The organism is Amantichitinum ursilacus, assembly GCF_001294205.1.
In the GTDB taxonomy this organism is placed as follows: Bacteria; Pseudomonadota; Gammaproteobacteria; order Burkholderiales; family Chitinibacteraceae; genus Amantichitinum; species Amantichitinum ursilacus.
Genome location: NZ_LAQT01000008.1, coordinates 279213 through 291213 on the forward strand (window position 1 = coordinate 279213; position 12001 = coordinate 291213).

Here is a 12001-nt window from a genome sequence, read left to right on the forward strand (position 1 = left end):
GTCTTCTTACTGTTAGCACACAAGGTTGTATCGGCCATGGCATTGCCCGTTTTGATTGTTGAAGATGACGATGCGCTGCGCGAGGCATTGTCAGACACGCTGGAACTGGGCGGCTTTGAGGTCGTCACCGCCAGCGACGGCGCGGCTGCGCTGGTCAAACTGGCGCATACGCGCGTGGGTCTGGTGTTGTCGGATGTGCAAATGCAGCCCATGGATGGCGAAACGCTGCTGGCGGAAGTCAAACGCCACTATCCCTGGCTGCCCATGATCTTGATGACCGCCTATGGCGTGGTCGAAAAAGCGGTGGCTGCCTTGCATGCGGGCGCCGCGCACTATCTGCCCAAACCGTTTGAACCTGACACCCTGATCGAGCAGGTGGGCCGCTACATCCTGCCCGACAGCGACGAGGCCGATGTGGTGGCGGAAGACGCCGGCATGCGCGCGTTGCTCGACGTGGCGCGGCGGGTGGCGCAATCGGATGCGTCGGTGCTGATTACCGGCGAATCCGGCACCGGCAAGGAAGTGCTGGCGCGCTTTATCCATCGCAATTCGGCCCGCGCGGCCAAACCGTTTGTGGCGATCAATTGCGCCGCCATCCCCGAGCAATTGCTGGAATCCACGCTGTTTGGCCACGAGAAGGGTGCGTTTACCGGCGCCAACAGCCAATACATCGGCAAATTTGAACAAGCCGATGGCGGCACGTTGTTGCTGGACGAAATCACCGAAATGCCTTTGCCGCTGCAAGCCAAGCTACTGCGGGTGTTGCAAGAGCGCGAAGTGGAACGCGTGGGCGGCACCCGGCCGCTGCGCGTGGATATCCGTGTGCTGGCCACTTCCAACCGTGATTTGCCCACGACGGTGGCGGAAGGGCGCTTTCGCGAAGATTTGTATTACCGCTTGAATGTGTTTCCGCTGGAGTTGCCCGCCCTGCGCGAGCGGCCCGCCGATATCCTGCCGCTGGCGCGCGCGACCCTGGCGCGCTACGCCACCCGTCAGCAGCGGCGCGTGCCGCGGTTAAGCGAGGGCGCGGCGGCGCAACTGAACCGGCATCGCTGGGAAGGCAATATCCGCGAGCTGGATAACGTGATGCAACGCGCGCTGATCCTGGCGCCCGGCGACGTGATCGAACCCGAGCACCTGTATTTGCCGCAGACGGCGGCAAAATCTGCCGCTTTGGCGGGCAATGCGGCCAATCCGGCCACCGCGCCTGCCTCCGCCACGCCCGTGGCCGCCGAGCCACCCGCGGCGCCCACCGACCTGAAGGCGTTGGAGAAACAACATATTCTTGACGCACTGGACGCCGCGGGCGGCGTGCGCAAAATCGCCGCCGAGCGCCTCGGCATGAGCGAGCGCACACTGCGCCACAAACTGCAGCAATACCGCGGCGAAGGTTGATTGCCGTTGGTTGATGTCGCTGAATGCGGCCGCTGCGTAGGGTGCGTTACCCCGCAGGGGCGACGCACATTTCGGTTATGCGGTAGACGGGGGATGGGACAACGTATGTTTCCGTCCCGCCCTTGGATGCCGGGTGGCCCCGGACGGGGCCGGGGCCTTTGGCCCCAAAATGTGCGTTGCCCCTGCGGGGTAACGCACCCTACGCGCGCGTTCTTGCTTGCGGCGTAGTCTGGCAACCGCCCGGCGCAGCCGGTTGGCGTAACTATTGCTTGCAGTGCTCAGGGTAGCCCACCTACAATTCGCGTAAATACGGGCCCTCAACTTCATCGTTCACCGGACTGCATCCAGCATGAGTGTGCAAGGCATAGATCAACTGTTAGGCGAGCTGAAAGCCATGTCCGCGCAAGCGGCCGGCCAGAGCACGCCTGCGCAAACGGCGGCCAACGCCAATGCGCCTGATTTTGCCGACATGCTCAAACAATCACTGGACCAGGTCAGCTCGATGCAATCGACGGCCCAGACCCAACAAGCCGCCTTCCAGGCCGGCGATCCCAACGCGGATCTTCAAGATGTAATGGTTTCGCTGCAAAAGGCGAGCCTTTCATTCCAGACCATGGTTCAAGTGCGAAACAAGCTCGTTAGCGCGTACCAGGAAATCATGAACCTCCAGGTCTGACGATCTGGTGAAGCACGGGGTCTGAAAGACATTCATGGCGGAGGCAGGCGTAGCGGCTGACGGCACTCTCGAACCCGCAGCAGGCGGGCTGGCAGGCGTGCGCCGACGTTTCAGCGAAATGTCCGGCACGCGTAAAGCCATGCTGATGGTGGGGCTGGCCGCGCTGATCGCGGTGGCGGTGGGGCTCACGCTGTGGAGCCGCACGCCCGACTACCGCATTCTGTACACCAATATCCCCGATAAAGACGCCGGCACCATCCTGCAGGCGCTGCAAACGCAAAACGTGCCGTACAAGATCGACCAGGGCGGTACCATTTCGGTGCCTGCGGATCGCGTGTACGACGTGCGCTTTACCCTGGCCTCGCAAGGCCTGCCCAAGGCGGGCGACGTCGGCTTCGAACTGATGGATAACCAGAAGTTCGGCATCAGCCAGTTCAACGAACAGGTCAATTACCAGCGCGCAGTCGAAGGCGAACTGGGCCGCAGCATCGAAACCATCCAGGCCGTCGACAAAGCGCGCATCCATCTGGCCATGCCGCGCCAGACCGTGTTTTTGCGCGATCAGCAAAAGCCGACCGCCTCGGTGGTGCTGACGCTGCGCCCCGGTCGCACGCTGGATTCCAACCAGGTGGCGGGCATCGTGCATCTGGTGGCGTCGGCCATCCCCGATCTGACCGATTCCAACGTCAGCATCGTCGATCAAGAAGGCAATCTGCTTTCCAACAACAATCCGCTTAATCACGCCAATCTGGACGCGCGCCAGTTGGTGTATGTGCAAGAGATCGAAAAGAACTACGTCGACCGCGTGCAGGCCATCCTGGCGCCGATTGTGGGCAAGGAAAACGTGCATGCCGAAGTCACGGCGCAAGTTGACTTTGCTGAAATCGAACAAACGTCGGAAACCTTCAAGCCCAACCAGGCTTCCGGCACTGCGTCGTTGCGCAGTCAGCAAACGCTGCAGAACGACGGCAAGACCGATGCCGCCACCGCCGCCGGGGTACCGGGCGCGCTATCCAATCAGCCGCCGGGCGCGGCCGCCGCGCCGATTACGGTGGCTAACGCCTCGGATGCGTCCTCGGCCGCGGCGGCGCAGGGCAGCAGCACCATCCATCATGAATCGACCATCAATTACGAAGTCGACAAGACCGTACAGCACGTCAAGCAGCCGACGGGCGCGGTCAAGCGCTTGTCGGCGGCCGTAGTCATCAATTACAAGCCCGGCAAAGACGCCACGGGCAAAGCGACGTTCGTGCCGTTTACCCCGGCAGAGATGGCGCAGATCAACAACCTGGTCCAGGAGTCGATCGGCTACAACAAGGATCGTGGCGATTCGGTCAATGTGGTTAACACCACCTTTGCCGGTGCAGTGGCGGGCGAAGAAGAACAGCCGATGCAAACGCAGGTGCTGACGTATATCAAGGGCAACCTCACCGATATCGTGAAGCTGGCGCTGGTGGCGCTGGCGGTCATCTATCTGTTGCTGTTTGTGGTGCGCCCGCTGATGCGCGATTTGTCGAAGGCGCGTGAAGAACCGCGCACGCTGGAACTCGACCTGGGTGACTCGGCGGGCCTGACCGAAGACATGGGCGACAGCGAAGAACGTGTGGCCGAAGAACAGGAAGAAAACCAGCGTACCGCGGCGTTCTCCGATCTGCTGGCGCAAGCCAAAGAACTGGCCCGCAACGACCCGCGCATGGTGGCAACCATCCTGCGCGAGTGGATGTCGAACGAAGACGACGCGGCCGGCGGCAATCCCAACAAAGTCGGGTAACGTCGGGCGGGCCATGGCAACTATCACGCATAAAAAAACTGGCTACATAGGGTGGGTCTGACGGGGGCGCCGAGCCCCACCGCCCAAAGCCATTTGCGAGCACCCGTCTTCTTGCCTCGCCACGTTGAAAGGTGGGACGGGGCGTCCCCATCCGACCCACCGTATCGTAGTATGCAAAGCATTTAACCGCGCTGGTTACCCCAGCCCCCGGAGTACATGATCATGGCAGCCCCGATTAGTGAAGAAGGCGTCCGCAGGGCCTCGATTCTGTTGATGACTCTGGGTGAGGACGCGGCGGTGGAGGTGTTCAAATACCTCGGCCCCAAAGAAGTGCAAAAGCTCGGCTTTACCATGGCGGGCATGGAAAACGTCAAGCGCGAAGAAGTCGACACCGTGCTCGGCGACTTTATTGCCTCCACGCAAAACCGCGCCAACCTGGGCGCAGCGGACGAATATATCCGCTCGGTGCTGACCAAAGCGCTGGGCTCGGACAAAGCCGCCAACCTGCTCGACCGCATTCTGCAAGGCAACGACAACAACGGTATCGAATCGCTCAAGTGGATGGATTCCGCCGCCGTGGCCGAACTGATCCGCAACGAGCACCCGCAGATTGTTGCGACGATCCTCGTGCATCTGGAACCCGACCAATCGGCTGAAATCATGTCGCACTTTGTCGAGCGCACGCGCAACGATGTGTTGCTGCGCATTGCCACGCTCGAAGGCGTACAACCGGCTGCGCTGCGTGAATTGAACGACGTGCTGACCCAATTGCTGAGCGGCTCCGACAAGATCAAGAAGAGCGCCATCGGCGGCGTACAGATGGCGGCCGATATCCTCAACTTTATGGGCGGCGTGGTCGAAGCGTCGGCGGTGTCCAGCATCCGCGAATACGATCCGGAACTGGCGCAGCGCATCCAGGACAAGATGTTCACTTTCGACAATGTGATGGAAGTGGACGACCGCGGCATCCAGCTGTTGCTGCGCGAAGTGCAATCCGATTCGCTGGTCATTGCGCTCAAGGGCACCAGCCAGGCGCTGCGCGAAAAAATCTTCAAGAACATGTCGCAACGCGCGGCCGAAATGCTGCGCGACGATCTGGAGGCCAAAGGCCCGGTCAAATTGTCCGAGGTTGAGGCCGAGCAGAAAGAAATTCTCAAGATCGTGCGCCGCCTTGCCGATGAAGGACAAATTGTGTTGTCCGGCAAAGGCGAAGAAGGCCTGGTCGAATAAGGCGTGGCCATGTCGACCCCACCGCGTCGCATTATTCCCCGGGAAGAAGTGGGCGACACCGACTGGCAACCGTTGGTGTTTACCGCGATCAACGATCCGACCCCGCCGCGTATGCGCCGGCCCGAGCCGCCGCGTGCGCCCGCGCCCGCCGCTTTGGCGCCTGCATTCGCGCCGCTGGCGCAACCCGAGCCGGTGGCAGCGCCCGAGCCCGAAGCCGAACCGGTGGCCGAAGCCGCCGCGCCCGCGCCGACGCCGATCGACATCCAGCAAGCCCACGCCGCCGAACTGGAAGCCGCCATGCAGCAAGCGCATGACGCTGGCTTTGAGGCGGGCCATGCCGAAGGTCTGGCAGCGGGCCATGCCGAGGCGCAAGCCGATATCGAAGGCATGCGCCGCGTCTTGCATAACCTCGAACACTTTACTGAGCAAGCGGGCGGCGAACTGGCCGAGAACGTGCTTGATCTGGCCTTGGTGATTGCGCGCGAAATGACGCGCAACCAGGTTGAAGCTGACCCGCAGCGGCTGCTACCCATCGTGCGCGAAATGATCGAGACCATGCCGATCCTGAAGCCCCCGGCGCGCATTCTGGCGCATCCGGAGGACGTGGCCGCGCTGGAATCGATGCTGGGCAGCGAATTGCCCACTGATACCTGGAAACTGGTGCCGGACCCGTCGGTGGAGCCGGGCGGCTGCAAAGTCGAATCATCGGGTTCACGCGCCGACCTAAGCCTGGCTACGCGCTGGCAGCAACAACTGCGCATTTTGCGGCGGCAAGAACGCGAGGATTTAAGCTGGCAAGCGGGCAAGGTCGAACCGCCGCCTGCTGCTGCGCCCGCCCCGCAAGCAGCACCGGCTCCGGCTCCAGCTGCGCAAGCCACCGCGCCGCTCGACGCTGCGGCCGAAATCCCGCTCGCAGCGGCCGCCGCTGCGCCGGTCGCCAGCCCGATTGAACAACCCACTGAACAACCCGCCCAGCCTGCGACCGCGCAACCGGCCGATGCGCTGGCGCAGTTTGATCCGCACTCGCTCAATATCGCGCCCGCCCCCGCAGCGCCTGCGGCGCAGACCGCGACGCCTGCGGCCTCGGGCGCAACCGCTGCCACTGCCGCTGCGTCCGGCGCTGCGCAACCCACCGCACAAGCGGTACCGCCCGGCATCGCCGCATTCCAGGCCGCTGCCGCCGTAGCGCCCGCCGCACCGGTCACGCCGGTGGTCGATACCAATGGCTGATCCCTTCGACCTCACGCGCAAATATCTGCGCGATTGCGGCGCGGCCAGCAAATGGGTGCGGCCGTGGTTGCCACGCGGCAAGCTGGTGCGCGTGTCGGGCATGGTGCTGGAAGTCACCGGCCTGCGTCTGCCGGTGGGCGCGTCATGCGATGTGATGACGCAAAGCGGCCATGGCGTCGAAGCGGTGGTGGTGGGGTTTCAGGAAGACAAACTGTTTTTGATGCCGATTGCCGAAGTCTATGGCGTCGAGCCCGGCGCCGAAGTGGTGCCGCACGAAGATATGTCGGCCTGGTTGCCCGAATACGGCAAACCTCGCCCGGACCAGCGGCGTCAGGAAGATCATGGCCGCCAGGTGCCGGTGGGTTGGGGCATGCTGGGCCGCATTGTCGATGCACTGGGTCGGCCGCTGGACGGCAAAGGCCGGCTGGATAGTGACGCGTGGATGCCGTTGTTTGCACGCCCCTTCAACCCGATGGATCGCGAGCCAGTGCACCAGGTGATGGATGTGGGTGTGCGCGCGGTCAATGCCTTGCTCACGGTGGGCCGGGGCCAGCGGCTGGGTTTGTTTGCCGGCTCCGGCGTCGGCAAATCGGTGCTGCTGGGCATGATGGCGCGGTACACGACGGCCGAAGTGGTTGTCGTTGGCCTGATCGGTGAGCGTGGCCGCGAGGTTAAAGACTTTATCGAGAACATCCTGGCGGAAGAGGGCCTCAAGCGCTCCATCGTGGTGGCCGCACCTGCCGATAACTCGCCGTTGCTGCGTTTGTATGGCGCGGCTTATGCCACCGCCATCGCCGAATATTTCCGCAACGAAGGCAAGCACGTCTTGCTGATCATGGATTCGCTAACGCGTTACGCCATGGCGCAACGCGAAATTGCGCTGGCCGTGGGCGAACCGCCGGCCACCAAAGGCTATCCGCCGTCGGTGTTTGCGCGCTTGCCGCAACTGGTGGAGCGCGCCGGAAATGGCCGCGTCGGCGGCGGCTCCATCACCGCGTTTTACACCGTGTTGTCAGAAGGCGACGATCAACAGGATCCGATCGCCGATAACGCACGCGCCATTCTGGACGGCCACTTTGTATTAACGCGTAGCCTGGCCGAAACCGGCCACTATCCCGCCATCGATATCGAGGCCTCGATCAGCCGGGTGATGACCGACATCATTACGCCGCAGGAATTTGAACAAGTACGCCGCTTTAAACAACTGTGGTCGCGCTATCAACGCAGCCGCGATCTGATCAATGTGGGCGCTTACGTGCCCGGCAGCGACCCGATGCTCGACGACGCCATCCGTCGTTTCCCGTCTCTGGAACGCTTTCTGCAACAGGCGATCTATGAACGCGAAGATTATGCTGGAGCAAGAGCCAAGCTTTCCGCGCTGTTCAATTAAGTGCTTCCCGCCGTTTTAATCTCATCAAGCGAGCCCCGTGGCGAAATTCCGCTTTGCCTTTTTGCTGCAACTTTCGCGCGACAATCGCGAAGAAGCGGCACGCACCATGCAGACCGCCTCGGGCAAGCTCAACAGCGCGCGGCAAAAGCTGGACCAGGTCAACGCCTACCGCAACGAATACCGCGCGCGCCTGACGCAAAGCGCGCAGGGCGGCATTACCGTCACGCAATATCGCGACTATCAATTGTTTTTGGGCCGGCTGGACACCGCGGCCGAGCAGCAAGCGCTGGAAGTGCAACGCGCGCAGGTCGAATACGAGCGCTGCAAAGCCGAATGGATGGAATGCGAAAAGAAAGTTAAAGCGTTCGAGGCTCTTGAAGAACGGCACGAGGCCGCCGAACTAAGACGGGAAGGGCAGCGCGAACAAAAGTTGAACGACGAGTTCAACAGCCGCCCCAAGGTCAATGGCCCCAACGGGCCGTAGCCACCGTCGCCGCAGTGCGCATGCCGCTTCATGGCGGCCATGCGGCTCGGCTATGATGCACATCATTGTCTACCACCGTCCCATCAGCCGGGCGTGCGCGCCCTGAGGAACAACCCACCGTGTCTGGATTCAGCTTTAGCGAACAACAATTGGCCGATCTGGCCAGCCAGGTCCTCGATCAAGCGCGGCAACAAGGCGCGTCGGATTGCGATGTGGAGATTTCGGAATCGTTTGGCCAGAACGTCACCGTGCGGCTGGGCGAAGTCGAAACCATCGAATACAACCGTGACAAGGGCATGGGCGTGACCGTCTACGTCGGCAAGCAAAAAGGCCATGCCAGTACCTCGGACTTTACCCACAGCGCGCTGGCCGATACGGTCGGCGCCGCGCTGGCAATCGCGCGCTTTACCGCCGCCGATGAATACGCCGGCTTGCCCGACCGCGACCGTCTGGCCACACAGTTTCCCGATCTCGACCTGTACCACCCGTGGGATCTGCCGGTGGAAGGCGCGATCGACCTGGCCCGCCAATGCGAAGATGCCGCGCGCGCGGTTGATAGCCGCATCACCAACAGCGAAGGCGGCTCCACCTCGACGCACGCCTCCCGCTGGGTGTATGGCAATTCGCAAGGCTTTGTCGGCACCGGCACGGGCACGCGTTACAGCATCTCCGCCGCCGTCATCGCTGAAGACGACAGCGGCATGCAGCGTGATTACTGGTATAGCTCGGTGCGCGACGCGGCTGAGCTGGAAAACGCCGGCGCCATTGGCCGCCGCGCGGGCGAGCGCGCCGTGCGCCGCCTGGGCGCGCAACGCGTAAAAACCGGCGAATACCCGGTGCTGTTTGAAGCGCCGGTGGCCGCATCGCTAATCAGCCACTGGGTTAGCGCTGTCAGCGGCGGCAGCCTGTATCGAAAATCTTCGTTTCTGACCGACAGCCTGGGCCAGCAAGTATTTGCACCCTGCGTCACCATCGTCGAAGACCCGTTCCTTAAAAAAGGTCTGGGCAGCAGCGCATTCGACGGCGAAGGCGTGGCCACGCAAGAACGCACCATCGTCGATGCGGGCGTGCTGAACGGTTATTTTCTGTCGAGCTACAGCGCGCGCAAGCTGGGCATGCGAACCACCGGCAATGCAGGTGGTGCGCATAACCTGCTGGTGACGCCCACCGCCAGCTTTGACGAATTGCTGGCCGAACTGGGCACCGGCTTGCTGGTTACCGAATTGCTGGGCCAGGGCATCAATATGGTCACCGGCGATTATTCGCGCGGCGCGGCGGGCTTCTGGGTGGAAAACGGCAAGATCCAGTATCCGGTTGAAGAGATCACCGTGGCGGGCAATTTGCGCGATATCTATCAGCAAATCGTCGGCATCGGCAGCGATGTGCTGCTGTCGTCCAGCAAGCGCGTGGGCTCGGTGCTGATCCGGAAAATGACGGTGGCGGGCGTATGAGCGAAGAGGTCGTCACGCTGCCGCATTACTGGGAAGACGCCGTCGCCGCCTTGCGCGCCGCCGATCCTTTGCTGGCCGCCGTGATCGACCGCTTTCCCAATGTCAGCCTGCGCGGCCGCGGCGATGCGTACCAAACGCTGGCGCGTTCGATTGTGGGCCAGCAGATTTCGGTGAAAGCGGCCGATTCCGTGTGGAACCGGTTTATGGCCGAGATGGGGGGCACGCTGGATAGCCAGCGGCTGCTCGCCACCGACATCGAACGCCTGCGCGCGTGCGGTTTGTCGGGGCGCAAGGTTGAATATCTGCGCGACCTCTCGACCCACCACGTGGCCGGGCGGCTGGATCTGGCGCTGTGGCAAACGTGGGATGACGAGCAGATCATCAAAGAGCTGGTCAGTATCCGTGGCATTGGTCGCTGGACGGCGGAGATGTTTTTGATGTTCTGCATGCTGCGACCCAACGTGCTACCGCTGGCGGACATCGGCGTCATCAACGCGATTGCGCAGCTATACAACGCCAACGAGCGACTGGATGCCGCAGCCATGCGCGCGTTGGCGCAGAAGTGGCATCCCTATTGTTCGGTGGCGACGTGGTATTTGTGGCGGAGTCTGGAGGCGGTGCCGGTGGAGTATTGAGGGCGGGGCTGAGGTGGTGGATTTGGTGTGTTCGGCTGGTGCTGAAACCTTTAACCGCTTGAGCCTGCGGCGGGTGTTTTGATGTTCGGCCTGCGCGGAGCAAACCATAACCGCTTGTTCCTGCGGCGCGTGTTTTGATGTTCGGCCCGCGCCGAGCAAACCTTAACCGCTTGTGCCTGCGGCGCGTGTTTTGATGTTCGGCCTGCGCCGAACAAACCTTGACCGCTTGTGCCTGCGGCGTATGTTTTGATGTTCGACCTGCGTCGAACAAACCTTTAACCGCGTAGCCTGCGGCGCATATTTGATACCCGGGGGTGCCCGGGAGCACGTCACTTTTCTTTGCTTCGCCAAAGAAAAGATAACCAAAAGAAAGGCGACCCCACTCGCGAATCCTTCGCTCGCCAGGGGGCCCGCAGGTCAAAAGCCGAAACGGACCGTCTGGGACTTCCATATCTCAGCTGCCGCTCCGCGGAACTTCGGTCGGACGGAGCCCCAAAACCGGGTCTCCTTCCCCTCCCTCGACAGGTAATGCCTGCTGTTGGGACGCCGGGATTGCCTCGTTGCTGCGCAACATCGGGTGGGCGTGGAGGCGACGGGTAACAATGAACATCGGCACCGCCTGCTTAACGCACCCACCCCGCACGGCCACCGCCGTCTAACTTGTCACCATTCCCGCCACGAACCGCCGATCTCTCATAGGGTGGGTCAAGACCCACCACCCAAAGTAGCAAGCAAAAACGCCCGAGCCAAACGTCCGAATGTCTGCCTTCCCGCACCGACATGCACGAACAACCATGCGAAAAGCCCGCACTTTTGCTCCGTCCCGGAAGTATGCAAGAACAACCGGCCGAAACGCTCGCATGCTTGGCTCCTCGCGGAGGCATGCAAGAACACTTGGGCGAAACGTTCGCATGTTTGCTCCCTCGCGGAGGCATGCAAGAAACGTAGGGTGCGTTACCCGCCGGGCAACGCACATTTTGGTTATGCCACCGAAGTCGTGAAAGACGCGAAATCGGGGATGGCGGCAAGGAATGATGGGCATTGCGTGTTCGGGGAAATGTGCGTTGTCCCCGCAAGCGAGGACAAGACCCTGAGGGTAACGCACCCTACGCGTGCTTCTCAGCAGTGGTGACTAAACGTGGGCGGCTTGAGTTGCATTCGCATCTGATCCGGCTGGTGCGCATTCTTGCGTGCGGCTTTGGGTGGTGGGTCTTGACCCACCCTATGAGACGTTGGTGGTACGTGGCGGGAATGGTGACAAATCAGACGGCGGTGGCCGTGCGGGATGGATGCGTTAAGCAGGCCGTGCCGATGTTCACTGTCACCCGTCGCATCCACGCCCACCCGATGTTGCGCAGCAACGAGGCAGCAATCCTGGCAGACAGCAGCCATTACCTGTCGAGGGAGGGGAAGGAGACCCGTTTTTCGGGGCTCCGTCCGACCGAAGTTCCGCGGAGCGGCAGCTGAGCCATCGAAGTAACAGACGGTCCGTTTCGGCTTTTGACCTGCGGGCCCCCTGGCGAGCGAAGGATTCGCGAGTGGGGTCGCCTTTCTTTTGGTTACTTTTTCTTTGGCGAAGTGTTTAGACCGGACACATACTGGACAGGTGTGCGCAGACATAGTGGACACTTCCTGACAGCCCATTGCCAGGAAGCCACCATGATCTGGAGACCTGTTTCAACTATGGATATCCGTCTTGAGTTCGTGCTGCTGGCCCGTCAGCCGGGCGCTGACCGGCG

Annotated in this window: 9 protein-coding genes; all 9 read left to right on the plus strand. The window is 62.0% G+C overall.

Annotated elements, in window-relative coordinates:
• Nucleotides 1–36: 36 nt before the first annotated feature.
• Complete coding sequence (locus WG78_RS11410) at nt 37–1395, plus strand: sigma-54-dependent transcriptional regulator (protein ID WP_053937944.1); 1359 nt, start codon at nt 37–39, stop codon at nt 1393–1395.
• Between the two features lie 349 nt (nt 1396–1744).
• On the plus strand, nt 1745–2071 hold the full coding sequence (fliE, locus tag WG78_RS11415; RefSeq protein WP_053937945.1) for a flagellar hook-basal body complex protein FliE: 327 nt from the start codon (nt 1745–1747) through the stop codon (nt 2069–2071).
• A gap of 34 nt (nt 2072–2105) precedes the next feature.
• Entirely contained in the window at nt 2106–3842 is a 1737-nt protein-coding gene (fliF, locus tag WG78_RS11420; RefSeq protein ID WP_083458938.1) for a flagellar basal-body MS-ring/collar protein FliF, read from the plus strand.
• 222 nt (nt 3843–4064) lie between these two features.
• On the plus strand, nt 4065–5072 hold the full coding sequence (gene fliG / locus WG78_RS11425; protein WP_201782416.1) for a flagellar motor switch protein FliG: 1008 nt from the start codon (nt 4065–4067) through the stop codon (nt 5070–5072).
• 9 nt (nt 5073–5081) lie between these two features.
• Complete coding sequence (locus WG78_RS11430; RefSeq protein ID WP_083458939.1) at nt 5082–6302, plus strand: flagellar assembly protein FliH; 1221 nt, start codon at nt 5082–5084, stop codon at nt 6300–6302.
• On the plus strand, nt 6295–7692 hold the full coding sequence (gene fliI, locus WG78_RS11435; protein ID WP_053937947.1) for a flagellar protein export ATPase FliI: 1398 nt from the start codon (nt 6295–6297) through the stop codon (nt 7690–7692). The genes WG78_RS11430 and fliI overlap by 8 nt, the downstream gene beginning before the upstream one ends.
• 37 nt (nt 7693–7729) lie before the next feature.
• A complete protein-coding gene (gene fliJ, locus WG78_RS11440) occupies nt 7730–8176 on the plus strand; it encodes a flagellar export protein FliJ (protein WP_053937948.1) in 447 nt (148 codons plus the stop codon).
• Nucleotides 8177–8295: 119 nt separating this feature from the next.
• A complete protein-coding gene (gene pmbA / locus WG78_RS11445) occupies nt 8296–9627 on the plus strand; it encodes a metalloprotease PmbA (RefSeq protein ID WP_083458940.1) in 1332 nt (443 codons plus the stop codon).
• Nucleotides 9624–10262, plus strand: coding sequence for a DNA-3-methyladenine glycosylase family protein (locus WG78_RS11450; RefSeq protein WP_053937950.1), 639 nt, complete (start codon nt 9624–9626; stop codon nt 10260–10262). Before pmbA ends, WG78_RS11450 begins: the two co-directional genes overlap by 4 nt.
• Nucleotides 10263–12001 lie beyond the last annotated feature (1739 nt).

Coding starts and splice junctions, on each gene's coding strand:
- WG78_RS11410 (WP_053937944.1), top strand. CDS start 37: ATGGCATTGCCCGTTTTGATTGTTGAAGATGACGATGCGCTGCGCGAG.
- fliE (WP_053937945.1), top strand. CDS start 1,745: ATGAGTGTGCAAGGCATAGATCAACTGTTAGGCGAGCTGAAAGCCATG.
- fliF (WP_083458938.1), top strand. CDS start 2,106: ATGGCGGAGGCAGGCGTAGCGGCTGACGGCACTCTCGAACCCGCAGCA.
- fliG (WP_201782416.1), top strand. CDS start 4,065: ATGGCAGCCCCGATTAGTGAAGAAGGCGTCCGCAGGGCCTCGATTCTG.
- WG78_RS11430 (WP_083458939.1), top strand. CDS start 5,082: ATGTCGACCCCACCGCGTCGCATTATTCCCCGGGAAGAAGTGGGCGAC.
- fliI (WP_053937947.1), top strand. CDS start 6,295: ATGGCTGATCCCTTCGACCTCACGCGCAAATATCTGCGCGATTGCGGC.
- WG78_RS11450 (WP_053937950.1), top strand. CDS start 9,624: ATGAGCGAAGAGGTCGTCACGCTGCCGCATTACTGGGAAGACGCCGTC.